A 16,503-nucleotide genomic window follows, 5' to 3' on the forward strand; every position below is an offset into this window, starting at 1 on the left:
GGATTGAGCGATGATCATCAGCATTGTCGGCGGTGGCGCAACCGGCATCACGATCTTGCGTCATCTGGCGGAGCTCGTGGCATCAGGGCGAGACAACGGCGCGATCAGCGGAATTCAGCTCTTCGACAAGTCCGGTTTCGATGGCGGCGTTGCCTATCGCACGCAGAGCGACCGCCATCTGCTCAACATGAAGGCGTCGACGATGTCGATCCGTCCGGGCGACGCGGACGAGTTTCTGCGCTGGCTTCGGGCCCGCGGCCTCTCCTGCCACGGCAACAGGCACCTGCCGCGGATGGTCTATCGGGACTACCTCGACGCCGTGCGACTGGCCGCGATCGCGCAATGCCGCGGCGCCGGCGTGCCCGTTCATGTCGAGCATGCCGAAATTGTCCGCATGCGGTTCTCGCCGGATCGCGATGTCCTGCTGACGACCGACCTCAACATCACGCATATCTCGTCCGTGCTGATCCTCTGCACCGGTCACAACGCGCCCGACGACCATTACGGCCTCGCCGCAATCCCGAACTACATCCGCGACCCCTACGCCCAATTCGCCTTCGCCGATCGCGACGGCGTCGAGGTCGGCATCCTCGGAAGCGGACTCAGCGCGGTCGACACCGCGGCGGCGCTGGCCAAAACCCACCAGTCCGTCAGGATGACCTGCTTCTCCAGAAGCGGCCTGTTTCCGACGGTGCAGCCGGTGACGCTTCCCGCCACCGCAGATGACTTCCGCGACGCCCTGCATCGCTATGTGGCCAGCCGCGAGCGAATCGAAGCGGACGCCTTTGCCGCCCGCCTTTCCGGACTGCTGCTGGAGACCACCGGAATTCGCTGCGATCTGTCTTGCCGCAACGTCGGCGGCGATGCGCTGGCCGATCTCGAGCACAACATCGGGCGCGCCGAGTCCGGCGAGCCCAGCGTCTACTCCTATCTCGTCAGTGTCATCGACGTGATGTGCGATGCCTGGAGCCGGATGCGCGATGTCGAGAAGATGCGCTTCATGGACGTCTACAATTCCGGCTGGCTCCGCAATCGTTCGGCGATGCCGCTGGAGAACGCAATCCGTATCCGCGACCTGATGCGCTCGGGCAGGCTCTCGGCCCGCGCCCGGCTGCGCAACGTGACCGGCATCGGCGGCCGATTTCGCGCGATCCTCGGCGACGGCGATCGTCACGACGTCGATTACGTCATCGACGCGACAGGACCGTCCTACCGGCTGGACTCGAGCCCGCTCTATCAGGACATGCAGCGACAGGGGCTCATCGCGTTTGACGCACTCGGCGGGATTCGCTGCGGCTACGACGACAGCCGTGTCCACGACCGCCACGGCACAGCTCATCCGAACGTGTACGCGGTCGGTGGCCCGACCAAGGGCACGCACTTCTACGCCGCCGCGGTCGATATCAACCTGCGCCGCGCCCAGGAGCACCATTATCTCTAGCGGCCGGGACGAGCCTTGCCCGCATCATCGGCCGATCCGGCTGACGGCTCAGAAATCGGAAGCGATGCCCTTGCGCTCCCAATCGCCGTAGCGGGTCGGCTCGGGTCCCTTCGGCCCCTGCAACTCCTTCGGCGTCGCCTTGGCGTCGTCCTCGGCCTGGATCGCCGCAGCCTGTCGGCGCGCCTCGGCCTCGGCCAGCGCGCGCTGGGCTGCCGGCGACAGCGGCTTGCGATCGGAAACGGGTGGCTGGTCACTCATCGCCAGGTCTTCTAGCGCAGGACGAGCCGCAATGCGACGTCCAATAACGCATTCCTGAAATCGGGCCCAAAGGGCTGAAAAAGCCGGAAGCGATTCTTACATTTGGCATATTCGCGTGCCAGAGATCGCTTTCTCAAGGCATGCGCCCATATCGGCGGAACTGCCGCTCGCTCAGAACCTTGCTTCCGCATGCCATCTCAACGTTTCGCCCCACCATCCGAAGTGCCTGGTCTCGCGGCGCGGCGGATTGCCGCCGACATCGTCGACGGCGTGCTGCACAAGCACCGCACGCTTGACGACCAGCTCGACGGCAGCGGCGCCCATCCCGGACTGAAGACGCTGGCCGACCGCGACCGCGCGCTGATGCGCCGCCTGGTCGCGACCGTGCTGCGCCGGCTCGGCACGCTCGGCCATGTGCTGTCCCGCCTGCTCGACAAGGGCATTCCCTCCGAAGCACCGCGCGCGCAGAGCGCGCTGCTGATCGGCGCCGCCCAGATCCTCTGGATGGACGTGCCCGATCATGCCGCCGTCGATCTCTCCGTCCGCCTCGTGCAATCCGACCGGCGCGCCGCGCGCTATGCCGGCCTCGTCAACGCCGTGCTGCGCCGCTGTGCGCGCGAGGGCCAGGCGCTGGTCGAGGAAGTCGCCACGCAATCGCTGGACCTGCCGCCATGGCTGCTGGCGCGCTGGCGCGCACATTATGGCGAGGCCACCGCAAGAGACATGGCGCTGGCGCTCGGCCATGAGCCGTCACTCGATCTGACCGTGAAGTCGGACGCCGAACAATGGGCGAGCCGCCTGCACGGCGAGACGCTGCCGACGGGGACGGTGCGGATGCTGCTGCACGGCTCGGTGACCATGCTGCCCGGCTTCGCCGAGGGACAATGGTGGGTGCAGGATGCCGCCGCCGCATTGCCGGCCCGGCTGTTCGGCGACATCAAGGGCAAGTCCATTGCCGATCTCTGCGCCGCCCCCGGCGGCAAGACCGCGCAACTGGCGCACGCCGGCGCGCATGTCACGGCGATCGACCGCTCGCCCGCCCGGGTCGCACGGCTGCGCGAGAATCTGGCGCGGCTGTCGCTCCAGGCCGAGACCGTCGTCGCTGACGCCGCGGAATGGGCCGGCCCCGCCGAAGGTTTTGACGGTATCCTGATCGACGCGCCCTGCACCTCGACCGGCACGATCCGCCGTCATCCCGACGTGGCCTGGCTGCGACAGGAGTCCGACATCGCCGCCCTGACCGCGCTCCAGCAGCGGCTGCTGCGAAAATCGGTCTCGCTGCTCAAGCCGGGCGGGACGCTGGTCTACTGCACCTGCTCGCTGGAACCCGAAGAGGGCGAACAGGCCATCGCCACGCTGCTGGCCGCAGAGCCTGCGCTTCGCCGCGTCCCGATCGAGGCGTCGGAGGTCTCAGGACTCTCCGAGATCATCACTGCCGAGGGCGACCTGCGTACCCTGCCCAGCCATCTGCCGAACGCCGATCCCAAGCTCGGCGGGCTCGACGGATTCTTTGCAGCCCGGCTCGTTAAATCCTGATTTTGCACTGGTTTTTGCAACCTCGGCGTTGATTCCCACCGTTCAAGGTGGTGTCAGACGGTCGATTTTGGGATTAATAAGGATTCGTCGGAATCCTCCTCTCCCCCTTCAAGGCAAGGCGTGTCGGTCGCTCAACGCAGACGTATCTCGACGCTGGTGATGAACCGCTTCGCGCGGAACATGCTCGCGCGCGCGAGCGGCGGCTCCGTTGCGCTGTCACGGGTCTGGCCCGGCCGCACCGACCGCCTGATCATCGCGCCGCATGATCTGCGCACCGCGGACGCGACCCGCGCCGCCGAGATCTATGCCGGCCGCTTCGTCTTCGCCGGCAAGATCGTCAATTGCCACGGCCGCTCGATCTTCGATCTCGAGCCGCCGTCGGAGGATTGGGAGGTTGCGCTGCTCGGCTTCGGCTGGCTGCGCCATCTGCGCGCCGCCGACACCGCACTGACGCGCGCCAATGCGCGCGCACTGGTCGAGGACTGGATCGCCAACCCCGCCAACAAGCGCCGCCCCGTCGCGCGGCGCGCCGACGTGCTCGCGCGGCGCGTGATCTCGCTGCTGTCGCAGGCGCCCCTGGTGCTCAACGACACCGACAACAAATTCTACCGCCGCTATCTGCGCGCGCTGGCCCGCGAGATCCGCTTCCTGCGCTACACCATGGTCAACATCCCGGACGGGGTGCCGAAGCTCCAGGTGCTGATCGCGCTGTGCTACACGACACTCTGCCTCGCCAACCAGGCGCGCCATATCCGCAGCGCCTCGAAAAAACTTTCGGACGAGTTGCAGCGGCAGATCCTGCCCGACGGCGGACACATCTCCCGCAATCCGGGCGCGCTGATCGAGCTCCTGATCGACCTCTTGCCGCTGCGGCAGACCTTTGCCGCGCGCAACATCGCGCCGCCGCCGGCGCTGCTCAACGCGATCGACCGCATGATGCCGATGCTGCGCTTCTTCCGGCACGGCGACGGCAATTTCGCGCTGTTCAACGGCATGAGCGCAACGCCCTCGGACCTGCTCGCCACGCTGCTCGCCTATGACGACACCCACGGCGCGCCGATGGCGAACATGCCGCATACCGGCTTCCAGCGCCTCGATGCCGGCCAGACCACGCTGATCATCGACACCGGCCCGCCGCCGCCGGCCGGCGTCAGCCACGACGCCCATGCCGGCTGCCTGTCGTTCGAATTGTCCTCCGGCATCAGCCGCATCGTCACCAATTGCGGGATGCCGACCACGGGCCGCGACAATTGGCGGCCGTTCGCGCGCAGCACGGCGGCGCATTCGACGCTGACCTATCACGACACCTCTTCATGCCAGTTCGTGGAGATGTCGGCGATGAAGCGGCTGTTGCATGGCTCGCCTGTCACCAGCGGCCCGGTCGAGGTCGAGAGCTATCGCGAGGTCGTTCAGAACGGCACGCTGCTCACGACGTCGCATGACGGCTATCTCGCCAAATTCGGCGCGATCCATCGCCGCGTCCTGATGATCGCCAATGACGGCGCGCGCATCGACGGCGAGGACACGCTGTCGCCGCCGCAAGGCGGACGTTTCAAGGGCGCGGATGCCGATTTCGCGGTCCGCTTCCATCTGCATCCGGCGGTGAAGGCGAGCCGGCTGTCGGATGCCCGCGGCGTCATGCTGGTGCTGCCGAACCGCGACGTCTGGACCTTCGAGGCGCTCGACGACAAGGTCGACCTCGAGGACAGCGTGTTCCTGGCCGGCAATGACGGCCCCCGCCGCACCGCGCAGATCGTGATCCGGCAGGATGCCCGCCAGGCGCCCTCGCTCCGCTGGAGCTTTGTCCGCTCCACCGCTTCGCCCGCTGTCACCAATGCCCGCCGCAACGCCCGCCGCGAGCCGGAACTTCCGCTGTAAATGCGCACGATTCGGCCCCATCTCATCGTTGTGAAAACGGCCGAAAGCTGCTATCGAGCGCTCGCTCGCGCGACTGGCGACCTTGGATGGAGCACCATCGGGAAGCGCGGGACTTAAGACGCCGCGCGCCTGGGCATAGACACTCCTTAAGACAGAGGATCTTGCTCATGACTGACCATCCCCGCCGCGTCACCCGTGCCCTGCTTTCCGTCTCCGACAAGACCGGCCTGATCGAATTCGCCAAGGCGCTTGCCGCCCATGACGTCGAACTGGTTTCGACCGGCGGCACCGCCAAGGCGATCGCCGCGGCCGGCCTCAAGGTGAAGGACGTTTCCGAGCTGACCGGCTTCCCCGAGATGATGGACGGCCGCGTCAAGACGCTGCATCCGAAGGTGCATGGCGGCCTGCTCGCGATCCGCGACAACAAGGACCATGCGGATGCGATGAAGGCGCACGGCATCGCGCCGATCGATTTGCTCGTCGTCAATCTCTATCCGTTCGAGGCGACCGTGGACAAAGGCGCGGGCTTCGAGGATTGCATCGAGAACATCGACATCGGCGGCCCCGCGATGATCCGCGCCGCCGCCAAGAACCATGACGACGTCGCCGTGGTGGTCGAGGCCGAGGACTACAAGGCGGTGCTCGACGAGCTCGCCGCCAACAAGGGCGCAACCACGCTGAAGCTGCGCCGGCGGCTTGCCGCGAAGGCCTATGCGCGCACCGCGGCCTACGACGCCGCGATCTCGAACTGGTTCAACCGGCAGCTCGAGATCGACGCACCTGATTTCCGCGCCTTCGGCGGCAAATTGATCCAGTCGCTGCGCTACGGCGAGAACCCGCACCAGACGGCGGCATTCTATGCGACTCCCGACAAGCGCCCAGGCGTCTCGACCGCACGGCAGCTGCAGGGCAAGGAGCTCTCCTACAACAACATCAACGACACCGATGCGGCATACGAGTGCATCGGCGAGTTTGACGCCAAGCGCACCGCGGCCTGCGTCATCGTCAAGCACGCCAATCCCTGCGGCGTCGCTGAGGGCTCCGACCTCGTCAGCGCCTATCGCAAAGCGCTCGCCTGCGATTCGACCTCGGCGTTCGGCGGCATCATCGCGATGAACCGCGCGCTCGACGCCGACACCGCGCGCGAGATCACGAAGATCTTCACCGAGGTGATCATCGCGCCCGACGCCAGCGAGGAAGCGATCGCGATCATCGGCGCGCGCAAGAACCTCCGCCTGCTGCTCGCGGGCAGCCTGCCCGATCCGCGCGCGCCGGGCCTCACCGCCAAGACGGTGGCCGGCGGCCTGCTCGTGCAGAGCCGCGACAACGCCGTGGTCGACGACATGACCTTCAAGGTCGTGACCAAGCGTGCGCCCACGGACGCCGAGATGCGGGACCTCAAGTTCGCGTTCCGGGTGGCCAAGCACGTCAAGTCCAACACCATCATCTACGCCAAGGATCTCGCCACCGTCGGCATCGGCGCGGGCCAGATGAGCCGGGTCGATTCAGCTCGCATTGCGGCGCGCAAGGCGCAGGATGCGGCGGTTGAGCTGAAGCTCGCCGAGCCGCTCACCAAGGGCTCGGTGGTGGCCTCGGACGCGTTCTTCCCGTTCGCCGACGGCATGCTCGCCTGCATCGAGGCCGGCGCCACCGCCGTGGTGCAGCCCGGCGGCTCCATGCGCGACGACGAGGTGATCAAGGCCGCCGACGAGCACGGCATCGCCATGGTGTTCACGGGAACGCGGCATTTCAGGCACTGATTTCGCCGTCATTCCGGGGCGCGCGCAGCGCGAACTCTGGTACGCAATTGCGCACCTGAGAATCTCGCGCGACAACTTCTGGATTCCGGGTTCATCGCTCCGCGATGCCCCGGAATGACGGCGGGAAGCTACTCCCGCACCCGCATCAAGAGCCCCAGTCCCGCGACGAAGAACACCACCAGCACGGCCATGCCGGCCTTCTGGCTGGCCGTCACCGCCGTGATCATGCCGATCAGCAGTGGGCCGATGAAGGACGTCACTTTCCCGGTCAGCGCGAACAGGCCGAAATACTGCGCGATGCGATCCTTTGGCGCGAGGCGGATCAGCAACGTGCGCGAGGCAGCCTGAAGCGGACCGCCGGCGGCGCCGATGAGGCAGCCCAGCACGAGATAGGCGCGTTCGGCCGCGCTCGAGAACAGGGGAGCGCCCGGCTGGGGGGCCGCGACCTTGACGAACAGCACGCTGTCCTTGTCGACCAGAAGGATCGCCGCCACCGACAGCAGCAGAATCAGCATGCTGCCGGCGATGACGCGCTTCGGCCCGAGATGATCGTCCAGCTTGCCGCCGAGCCAGGCGCCGAACGCGCCGGCTATCGCGAGCATGATTCCGAAGGTGCCGATCTGGATCGTGTGCCAGCCGAAGGTGCCGGCGGCGTAGATGCCGCCGAACGCGAACAGCGACACCAGGCCGTCGGTGTAGATCATGTTGGCGAGCAGGAACGCCGCGAGCGATTTCTGCTGCGGCAAACTCCTGATCGATTGCTTCAGCTCCGACAGGCCTTTGCGTAGCGCCTCGCGCACCGGCCGCTTCGCCGGATAGTCCGGCGTGAACAGGAACATCGGCGTCACGAAGATGATGAACCACACCCCGGTCAGCGGTCCGGCGGCGCGATCTCCCTGATGACTGGCCGGATCAAGCCCGAACAGCGGCGTGAAGCCGAGCAGCGTGCGTCCGGTCTCGGGATTCGCAGCGAGCAAGCCGAGCACGATGATCAGGCTGACGATGCCGCCGATGTACCCCGTGGCCCAGCCGGTGCCGGAGAGCCGGCCGATTCGCTCGGGCGGCACCAGGGTCGGCATCATCGCGTTGTTGAAGAGGGTGGCGAATTCCGCGCCGACGCTGGCGAGCGCGACCGCGGTGAGCAGGGGCGGAATGACTGAGGGATCGCCGGGCTTGCCGATCCACAGCGAGCAGGACGCCAGCACCAGCAGCGTGCCGAACCCCGCGATCCATGGTTTCCTGCGGCCCGAGGCATCCGCGATGGCCCCCAGCACCGGCGACATCAGCGCGATGGCGAGGCCCGCAGCCGCCATCGCAAAGCCCCACAGCGATTGGCCTGTGGCAGCATCTGGCGCGATGCTGGTGGCGAAATAAGGCGCGAACACGAAGGTCGTGATCAGCGTGAAATAAGGCTGCGCAGCCCAGTCGAAAAAGATCCAGCTGATGACAGCGGCGCGCGGCGGATAGGTCCGCAGCACGCCGGCCATGCGCGCATCCGAGGCGATCGTCGTCATCACGCAGTCCTCATCACGAACAGTTTTGCCTGTCTTGGGGCAAACCGTATAGCATAAGCGACGCGTGTGAACTGTCCCGAGGACCCGGCGGAAATTTGATGATGTCGTCATTTTCGACCCGGCGGACGTTTTTCGCCTTCCTGGCCACTCTGGCGCTTGGTCTGGCATCTGCGACCGCGCAGGATGCGCGGCGGGGCTATGTCCCGCCGGCGCTCGACACGGTGCATGCCGTTGCAGCCGAGCACGGCATGGTGGTGGCGCAGGAAAAGATATCGGTGCAGGTCGGCGCCGATATCCTGCGACGCGGCGGCAATGCCGTCGATGCCGCGGTCGCGACCGGCTTTGCGATGGCGGTGACCTATCCGCGCGCCGGCAATATCGGCGGCGGCGGCTTCATGATGATCCATTCCGCCGAGCGCAACGAGGACATCGCGATCGACTATCGCGAGACCGCGCCGGCAGCGACCACGCCGCAAATCTTCCTCGGCCCCGACGGCAAGCCCGACATTGCGAAGTCGCGCGATTCCGCGCTCGGCATCGGCGTGCCCGGAACCGTCGCAGGCCTTGCCCTGGCATTGGAAAAATATGGCTCGGGCCAGTTCACGCTCGCGCAATTGCTCGAGCCTGCGATCGCGCTCGCCCGCGACGGCTTCGTCGTCAGCGACGACATCGCCGACACGCTCCCGGGCTGGCACCGGCGGCTGACACGCTGGCCTTCCGCGGCCAGGATCTTCTCGCGCCCCGATGGCGCGCCGCTCAGTGACGGCGACAGGCTGGTGCAGGGCGACCTTGCCGATACGCTGGCGGCCGTCGCCGCGCAGGGACCACGCGGCTTCTATGAGGGCGCGGTCGCGGACAAACTCGCCAAGGCCGTGTCCGAGGCGGGCGGCATCATGACGCCAGCCGATCTGAAGACCTATCAGGCGGTGATCCGCACGCCGGTGCGCGGCACTTATCGCGGCTACGACATCGTGTCGATGCCGCTGCCTTCCTCCGGCGGCGTGGTGCTGGTGGAGACCCTCAATATCCTCGAAGGCTTTCAGCTTGCCGACCTCAAGCAGGGATCGCCGGCATCGCTGCATCTCCTGATCGAGGCCATGAAGCGTGCCTATGCAGACCGCGCGCGCTATCTCGGCGATCCCGCCTTCGTCAATGCGCCGATCGAGACCCTCACGGCAAAGGACTACGCCGCCAAGCTGCGCGCGGGCATCTCCACCAGCCGCGCCACGCCGTCGAAGCAGCTGGTCTCCGCCGCCGCCTCGCCGCGCGAGGGCAGCAACACCACGCATTTCTCCGTCGTCGACAGCCGCGGCAACGCCGTCAGCAATACATACACGCTGAACTTCAGCTATGGCGTTGGCCTCGTCGCCGAGGGTACCGGCGTGCTGCTCAACAACGAGCTCGACGATTTCACCGCGGCGGTCGGCGCGTCCAACGCCTACGGCCTTGTCGGCTTCGAGGCCAACCTGCCAGGGCCCGGCAAGCGACCGTTGTCGTCGATGTCGCCGACCATCGTGCTGAAGGACGGCAAGCCGGTGCTGGTGACGGGTTCGCCCGGCGGCAGCCGGATCATCTCCACCGTGCTCCAGGTGATCGTGAACGTGCTCGATTACAAAATGGATGTGGCCGCCGCCGTTGCCACACCGCGGCTGCACCATCAATGGCTGCCGGACGAGGTGCGCGTCGAGCGCGGCTTTCCCGACGATGTCCTGTTCGAGCTGAAGGCGATGGACCATCCCATCGTCGAGCCGATGGGACAGACTTCCGCCAATTCGATCGCGGTGACACCGAATGGCCCCCTCGGCGCACCCGATCCGCGCACACGCGGCGCAGAGGCGGCAGGGCAGTAACTCGTCCGCCGCATGGCACGGAAGCGGGCGCCGGCTTGCGCCCGCTGCTGCGCGTGCTACCACCGCGCGGCTTTTAAGAAACTGCCGGGGAAACACACATGACCACAGCCGATCCGAACCAGCGCATCGAACGCGCCGAGATCGAGGACACCAGCCTTCTCGCCTTCTATCGCGACATGAACGCGCCGGAGCGGCGGACGTTCTGGGCCTGCGCGGCGGGCTGGGCGCTCGACGGCATGGACTTCATGATCTATCCGCTGGTGATCGGCACCATCATCGCGCTGTGGAAGGTCGATGCGGCCTCGGCGGGTCTCGCCGGCACCGTGACGCTGCTGGCCTCTGCGATCGGCGGCTGGCTCGGCGGCCACCTCTCCGACCATATCGGACGAGTCAGGACGCTCCAGATCACCATCATCTGGTTCTCGTTCTTCTCGCTGGTCTGTGCCGTCGTGCAGAATTTCGACCAGCTCCTGATTGCACGCGCCGTGCTCGGCCTCGGCTTCGGCGGCGAGTGGGCGGCGGGCGCCGTGCTGATGGGCGAGGCGATCCGGCCGCAATATCGCGGGCGCGCGGTCGGCTCGGTGCAGTCGGGCTGGGCGGTCGGCTGGGGTCTCGCCGTGCTCTCGCAGGCGATCCTGTTCTCGCTTCTGCCGGCCGAGACGGCCTGGCGCTGGATGTTCGTGATCGGCGCGCTGCCGGCGCTCTTGGTGTTCTACATCCGCCGTTCCGTCACCGAGCCGGAGATCGCAGCCGAGGCCCGTGCCAGGCATGCGGAAACGGGCAGTCATCCGAAGCTTTGGGAGATCTTCACCTTCCCGATGGTGAAGACCACGATCCTGGCGTCGCTGATGGCGACGGGTTGTCAGGGCGGCTACTACGCCGTCACCTTCTGGGTACCGCAGTTCCTGACCAAGGAGCGGCATCTGTCGATCGTCGGCTCGACCGGATATCTCTCGACGCTGATCATCGGCTCCTTCATCGGCTATCTCACCGGCGCCTGGCTCGCCGACCGGATCGGGCGGCGCAATCTGTTCCTGATCTTCTCGCTCGGGGCCATGGCCGTGGTGCTGCTCTATACGCAGCTGCCGCTGACCAACGAGATCCTGTGGGTGCTCGGCTTCCCGCTCGGCTTTTTCGCCTCGGGCTATTTCTCGGGGATCGGCGCGTTCCTGACTGAGCTCTATCCGACGCGGCTGCGCGGCTCCGGCCAGGGCTTTTGCTACAATTTCGGCCGCGGCATCGGCGCGCTGTTTCCGTTCCTCGTCGGTGCGCTGTCGGCGACGACGTCGCTTGCGAACGCAATCGCGATGTTTGCGGTGGTAGCCTACGCGCTGTTCTTCATCGCCGCCTTCGCGCTGCCGGAGACGCGCGGTCGCGTGCTGCACGCGGATTAGTGGAAGGCTGTCATTCCGGGGCACGCGAAGCGTGAACCCGGAATCTCGAGATTCCGGGTCTGGTGCTTCGCACCATCCCGGAATGACAGGAACTAACTACCGCCCCACCTGGTACGGCCCACCCTTTTCGAGCGCTCTGGCGTAGGCCGGCCGCGCATGGATGCGCTCCAGGAACGCCATCGCCCTGGGATGGCCCTGCTCCAGCCCGCCGCGCGCTTGCGCGGCTTCGAGCGGAAAGCTCATCTGGATGTCGGCTGCGGTGAACTCGTTGCCGGCGAACCACTCGCTCTTCGCAAGCTCGCCTTCCCAGTAATCCATGTGCTGCTTGAGCTGCGGATTGACCAGCGCGGTGAGCGCCTGGTTCGAGACCTTGCGCACCAGCGGACGAAGCAGCGCCGGCGCACGCTTCGGCATCAGCGTGAACAGCAGCTTGAGCAGCAGCGGCTGCATCGCCGAGCCTTCCGCATAGTGCAGCCAGTAGGTGAAGCGCAGTCGCTCCGGCGTGTTCGGCGGCGGGATCAGTCGGCCGTTGCCGTAGGTGGCGATGAGATATTCGATGATCGCGCCTGACTCGGCGATGGTGTTGCCGTTGTCGGTGATGACGGGCGACTTGCCGAGCGGATGGATCGCGCGCAGCTCCTTCGGCGCGCGCATGTCGGGCTGGCGCTGATAACGCGCGATCTCGTAGGGCACGCCCAACTCCTCGAGCAGCCACAGCACGCGCTGCGAGCGGGAATTGTTGAGGTGATGGACGGTCAGCATCGGCGGGATCCCCAGGCTAGGCGTGGTCTGTTCGCCGCGTACGTGCCAGCCCGGGAACGCAATGTCGAGCCATCCGGACGGATATTTTAACCCGGGTATATTGACGCCGATAATTTACCCGGGTATTAAATGATCAACGTCATCGGGATATGGCAATGATTTCAATGCAGAGGACATTCACGGCCTTCCAGGGCCAGCGCCGCCTGGCGTCCGGGTCGGCCGGAGAGGTCGCACTGGTCGTCAAGCGGATCGTGCCCCCGCCGGACGAGCCCATCATCATCTTCGAGGACGCTACGGGCCGATCGATCGACTTCGATCTGCGCGGCGGCGATCGCGAGGTGCTGGCGCGGGTGGCGAAGCTTGTCCCGCCTCCGGTTGAGGAGACCGCACCACCGAGCGAGCCGCGCGGGCGCGGCCGGCCGAAACTCGGCGTGGTCGCGCGCGAGGTAACGCTGCTGCCGCGGCACTGGGAATGGCTCAACGCGCAGCCGGGCGGCGCCTCGGTCGCGCTGCGGAAACTCGTCGACGAGGCACGGCGTGCCAGTGGCGACAAGGACCGAGAGCGGCAGGCGCGCGATGCGGCCTATCACTTCATGTCGACCATGGCGGGCAACCTGCCGCAGTTCGAGGAAGCTTCGCGGGCGCTGTTCGCGGATGACCGGCGGCGCTTCACCGGGCTGATCGCCGACTGGCCGACCGACATCCGCGACCACATCGTCAAGCTCGCCTACAGCGACCGCGCGTAAACCGCGCGGCGCTTTCCCTCAACCCTATCGACGGCCCAAGCCGCGCCTCGCGCGGCAACGGCTTCGCACGTCCTGATGAAAGGCAAATCCATGTCCGCCGCCACGCCACTCTGGACAACATTCCTGCGCTTCCTCGCGCCCCTGATGCTGAGCAACGCGCTGCAATCGCTGTTCGGCACGGTCAGCAACGTCTATCTCGGCCAGATGATCGGCGTCGACGCGCTCGCGGCGGTCTCGGCGTTCTTTCCGGTGATGTTCTTTCTGTTCGCCTTCGTCATGGGCTTGAGCACCGGCGCCACGGTGCTGATCGGCCACGCGTTTGGCGCCGGTGAACATGGCCGGATCAAAATCGTTGTTGGCACGACGCTCGCGGTCGGCCTGCTGCTCTCGATCTCGATTGCACTGGTCGGCGGGCTGTTCAGCCGGCCATTGATGATGGCGCTCGCCACGCCCGCGGACATCCTCGACCAGGCCAGCGCTTATGCGCGCGTCATGCTGCTCACGATGCCGCTCGGTTTCGTCTTCCTGCTGATGACGGCGATGATCCGCGGTGTCGGCGATGGGCTCACGCCTCTGCTGGCGCTGGCGCTGTCGACCGCGATCGGCCTGATCCTGACGCCAATGCTGATCCGCGGCGCGTTCGGATTGCCGGCGGCCGGCATCACCAGCCCGGCATGGGCTGCCGCGATCGCCAACATTGCGACGCTGATCGTGCTGGCCCTCTATTTGCTGCGGAAGAAACATGCGCTTGCTCCCGATGCCGCGCTGCTGCGTCATCTGCGGCTCAACGGCGCGGTGCTCGGCAAGGTCCTCGGCATCGGATTGCCGAGCGCGATCGGCATGGTGGTGATGGCGATCGCCGAGCTGGTGCTGCTCGGCCTCGTCAACGGCTTTGGCTCCGACGCCACCGCGGCCTATGGCGCCGTCAACCAGGTGATGGGCTATACGCAGTTCACGGCGATGTCGATCTCGATCACAGTCTCGATCCTCGGCGCACAGGCCGTCGGCGGCGGCGACAGGGACCGGCTCGACGGCATCGTTCGCACAGGCCTCGCGTTCAACCTCGTCCTGACCGGCGGCCTCGTGGCGTTGATCTATCTCGCGCCACGCGCCGTGCTCGGCATCTTCATCACCGATTGCGCCGTGCTCGATCTGGCGAAGGAGTTGCTCACCATCGCCTTGTGGAGCTCGGTGCCGTTCGGCCTGGCAACGGTGTTTTCCGGCGCCATGCGCGCCGCCGGCGTGGCGCTGACGCCGATGCTGCTTTCGATCTTCGCGATTCTCGCGATCGAGCTGCCGGCCGCGGTCATCCTGAGCCGCACGATTGGCCTGAAGGGCGTATGGGCCGCCTATCCGATCGTGTTCTGCGCCATGTTCGTTTTGCAGATGGGCTATTATCTCCTGGTGTGGCGCAAGCGGACGATCCGGCGTCTGATCTGAGCCGGATCATCAAGGTATTATGACCATCATTAAACGGTGGACCTGTGGCGCGCGCTGCGCCAGAATGGACGAAAAGCCAGATCAAAAGTCAGGTCAGGGAGAACGATTTTGACCCGCACAGCCCCGCAATTCCTGTTCGATTTCGGCAGCCCGAACGCCTATCTCAGCCATCTGGCGATCCCGGCGATCGAGCAGCGCATCGGCGTCAAATTCGAGTATGTGCCGATCCTGCTCGGCGGCATCTTCAAGTCGACCAACAACAAGTCGCCGGCCGAGACGCTCGCCGGCGTCAAGAACAAGCGTGAATTCCAGGCGGTCGAGACCGAGCGCTTCATCAAGCGCTTCAAGGTTCAGCCCTATGTCTGGAATCCGCACTTCCCCGTCAACACGCTGAACCTGATGCGCGCCGCGATCGCGGCGCAGCTCGAGGGCGTGTTCGAGAAATACGTCGAGGCCGCCTTCCACCACATGTGGCGCGAGCCGAAGAAGATGGACGACCCGGAAATCGCGGCGAAGGCGCTGGCATCCTCCGGCCTCGATGCGCAAAAGCTGTTCGCCCGCGCCCAGGAGCCCGAGGTCAAGGGCAAGCTGATCAAGAACACCGAAGAGGCGGTCGCGCGCGGCGCGTTCGGCTCGCCGACCTTTTTCGTGGGCAACGAGATGTTTTTTGGCAAGGAGCAGCTGCGCGAGGTCGAGGAGATGGTATCGGGAAAGTGATTCCCGCATCTCCCGGAAAGCTAGCAATCTCCCCCGATGCCATCCTGGCCTAGTCGCAATTGCGCACCAGGTCAGAGCGACGTCCAAGAAGCGATAAGAGCAACAACAAGGAAGATCCCATGCGCATCCTCGTGGTCGGCGCCGGCGCCATCGGCGGCTATTTTGGTGGCAGGCTGTTGCAGGCCGGCCGCGACGTCACCTTCCTGGTCCGGCCGCGGCGCGCCGGCGAGCTTGCGAGCGCCGGCCTCGTCATCAAGAGCCCGAACGGCGACGTGACTCTGAAGGCTCCACCGACGGTCGAGGCCGACAAGCTGAAGGACAAGTTCGACGTCGTGCTCCTGAGCTGCAAGGCGTTCGATCTCGACGATGCCATCAAGTCGTTCGCGGCGGCGGTCGGGCCTGATACGGCGATCATTCCGATGCTGAATGGCATGAAGCATCTCGATACGTTGGATGCCAGGTTCGGCAAGGAGCGCGTGCTCGGCGGGCTCTGCGCCATCGCAGCGACCTTGAGCGAGAAGCGCGAGGTGGTGCAGCTCCAGCCGATGCAGGCGATCAGCTACGGCGAGCGCGACGGCAAGCTGTCCGACCGGGTCCGGGCGATCGACGAAGCCTTCAAGAGCGGCATCGTTGGGGCCACCGCCAGCCAGAACATCATGCAGGACATGTGGGAGAAGTGGGTGTTCCTCTCCTCGCTCGCGGCCTCCACCAGCCTGATGCGCGCCTCCGTCGGCAACATCCTCGCCGCCCCCGGCGGCAGGGATTTCCTGCTCGGCATACTCGATGAGACCAGTGAGATTGCCACCGCGTCAGGCTATCCGCCAGGAGGCCCGTTCTTCGAGCGGGTGAAGGGCAACCTCACCACCGAGGGCTCGCCGATGACCGCCTCGATGTTCCGCGACATCAAGGCCGGCCTGCCGGTCGAGGCCGATCACGTCGTCGGCGATCTCATCGCACGCGGCGATGCCGCCAAGGTGCCGCTGCCGAAGCTGCGCATCGCCTATACGCATTTGAAGGCGTATGAGAAGCAGCGGGCGGGGTAGCGGCCCGCTACACACTCGGGTGTCGTCCCGGACAAGCGTAAGCGCAGATCCGGGACCCATAACCACGAGAATACATCGTACGCGACGTCGTCACTCCGAGTCCCCATAACCACATCTTTCTGTGGTTATGGATCCCGGATCTGCGCGCGCTTGGGGCGCGCTTG

General features: G+C 66.1%; 13 protein-coding genes and 1 riboswitch. Of the genes, 10 read left to right on the plus strand and 3 right to left on the minus strand.

The genetic code is table 11. The annotated features are described in order from the left end of the window. The first annotated feature begins 10 nt into the window (after nucleotides 1–10). Nucleotides 11–1,441, plus strand: coding sequence for an FAD/NAD(P)-binding protein (locus BJA_RS02925; protein ID WP_011083406.1), 1,431 nt, complete (start codon nucleotides 11–13; stop codon nucleotides 1,439–1,441). 48 nt (nucleotides 1,442–1,489) lie between these two features. Here BJA_RS02925 and BJA_RS02930 read toward each other — a convergent pair whose 3' ends face one another. Then, nucleotides 1,490–1,699 (minus strand): DUF1674 domain-containing protein, encoded by a 210-nt coding sequence (locus BJA_RS02930; protein WP_011083407.1) that lies wholly within the window; start codon nucleotides 1,697–1,699, stop codon nucleotides 1,490–1,492. Nucleotides 1,700–1,888: 189 nt separating this feature from the next. On the opposite strand from BJA_RS02930, the gene BJA_RS02935 reads away from it, so the two are divergent. From BJA_RS02935 to purH, 3 genes are all read left to right on the plus strand, one after another. Then, the gene (locus BJA_RS02935; protein WP_011083408.1) at nucleotides 1,889–3,235 is read left to right on the plus strand and encodes an RsmB/NOP family class I SAM-dependent RNA methyltransferase; all 1,347 of its coding nucleotides are present in this window, start codon (nucleotides 1,889–1,891) and stop codon (nucleotides 3,233–3,235) included. A 159-nt stretch (nucleotides 3,236–3,394) separates the two neighbouring features. Further along, complete coding sequence (locus tag BJA_RS02940) at nucleotides 3,395–5,113, plus strand: heparinase II/III family protein (protein WP_038965110.1); 1,719 nt, start codon at nucleotides 3,395–3,397, stop codon at nucleotides 5,111–5,113. A 59-nt stretch (nucleotides 5,114–5,172) separates the two neighbouring features. Continuing rightward, a riboswitch (ZMP/ZTP riboswitch) is annotated at nucleotides 5,173–5,255 on the plus strand. Nucleotides 5,256–5,280: 25 nt separating this feature from the next. After that, complete coding sequence (gene purH, locus BJA_RS02945) at nucleotides 5,281–6,873, plus strand: bifunctional phosphoribosylaminoimidazolecarboxamide formyltransferase/IMP cyclohydrolase (protein WP_011083410.1); 1,593 nt, start codon at nucleotides 5,281–5,283, stop codon at nucleotides 6,871–6,873. Between the two features lie 128 nt (nucleotides 6,874–7,001). On the opposite strand, the gene BJA_RS02950 is transcribed toward purH, so the two are convergent. Further along, nucleotides 7,002–8,387: an MFS transporter gene (locus tag BJA_RS02950; protein WP_011083411.1), complete on the minus strand. Its 1,386-nt coding sequence runs from the start codon at nucleotides 8,385–8,387 to the stop codon at nucleotides 7,002–7,004. Between the two features lie 98 nt (nucleotides 8,388–8,485). On the opposite strand from BJA_RS02950, the gene ggt reads away from it, so the two are divergent. After that, the gene (gene ggt, locus BJA_RS02955) at nucleotides 8,486–10,237 is read left to right on the plus strand and encodes a gamma-glutamyltransferase (protein WP_011083412.1); all 1,752 of its coding nucleotides are present in this window, start codon (nucleotides 8,486–8,488) and stop codon (nucleotides 10,235–10,237) included. Between the two features lie 98 nt (nucleotides 10,238–10,335). After that, nucleotides 10,336–11,631, plus strand: a complete 1,296-nt coding sequence (locus tag BJA_RS02960; protein ID WP_011083413.1) for an MFS transporter — start codon at nucleotides 10,336–10,338, stop codon at nucleotides 11,629–11,631. 96 nt (nucleotides 11,632–11,727) lie between these two features. Here BJA_RS02960 and BJA_RS02965 read toward each other — a convergent pair whose 3' ends face one another. Beyond that, nucleotides 11,728–12,393, minus strand: coding sequence for a glutathione S-transferase family protein (locus BJA_RS02965; RefSeq protein WP_011083414.1), 666 nt, complete (start codon nucleotides 12,391–12,393; stop codon nucleotides 11,728–11,730). Nucleotides 12,394–12,542: 149 nt separating this feature from the next. On the opposite strand from BJA_RS02965, the gene BJA_RS02970 reads away from it, so the two are divergent. The 4 genes from BJA_RS02970 to panE all read left to right on the plus strand — a co-directional run bounded on the left by BJA_RS02970 (nucleotide 12,543) and on the right by panE (nucleotide 16,339). Next, nucleotides 12,543–13,139 (plus strand): DUF2239 family protein, encoded by a 597-nt coding sequence (locus tag BJA_RS02970; RefSeq protein WP_011083415.1) that lies wholly within the window; start codon nucleotides 12,543–12,545, stop codon nucleotides 13,137–13,139. Between the two features lie 75 nt (nucleotides 13,140–13,214). Then, nucleotides 13,215–14,579: an MATE family efflux transporter gene (locus tag BJA_RS02975; RefSeq protein WP_011083416.1), complete on the plus strand. Its 1,365-nt coding sequence runs from the start codon at nucleotides 13,215–13,217 to the stop codon at nucleotides 14,577–14,579. A gap of 108 nt (nucleotides 14,580–14,687) precedes the next feature. Beyond that, the gene (locus tag BJA_RS02980; protein ID WP_028174966.1) at nucleotides 14,688–15,296 is read left to right on the plus strand and encodes a 2-hydroxychromene-2-carboxylate isomerase; all 609 of its coding nucleotides are present in this window, start codon (nucleotides 14,688–14,690) and stop codon (nucleotides 15,294–15,296) included. A gap of 119 nt (nucleotides 15,297–15,415) precedes the next feature. Next, nucleotides 15,416–16,339, plus strand: coding sequence for a 2-dehydropantoate 2-reductase (gene panE, locus BJA_RS02985; protein WP_011083418.1), 924 nt, complete (start codon nucleotides 15,416–15,418; stop codon nucleotides 16,337–16,339). Nucleotides 16,340–16,503 lie beyond the last annotated feature (164 nt).

This window comes from Bradyrhizobium diazoefficiens USDA 110, from assembly GCF_000011365.1.
In the GTDB taxonomy this organism is placed as follows: Bacteria; Pseudomonadota; Alphaproteobacteria; order Rhizobiales; family Xanthobacteraceae; genus Bradyrhizobium; species Bradyrhizobium diazoefficiens.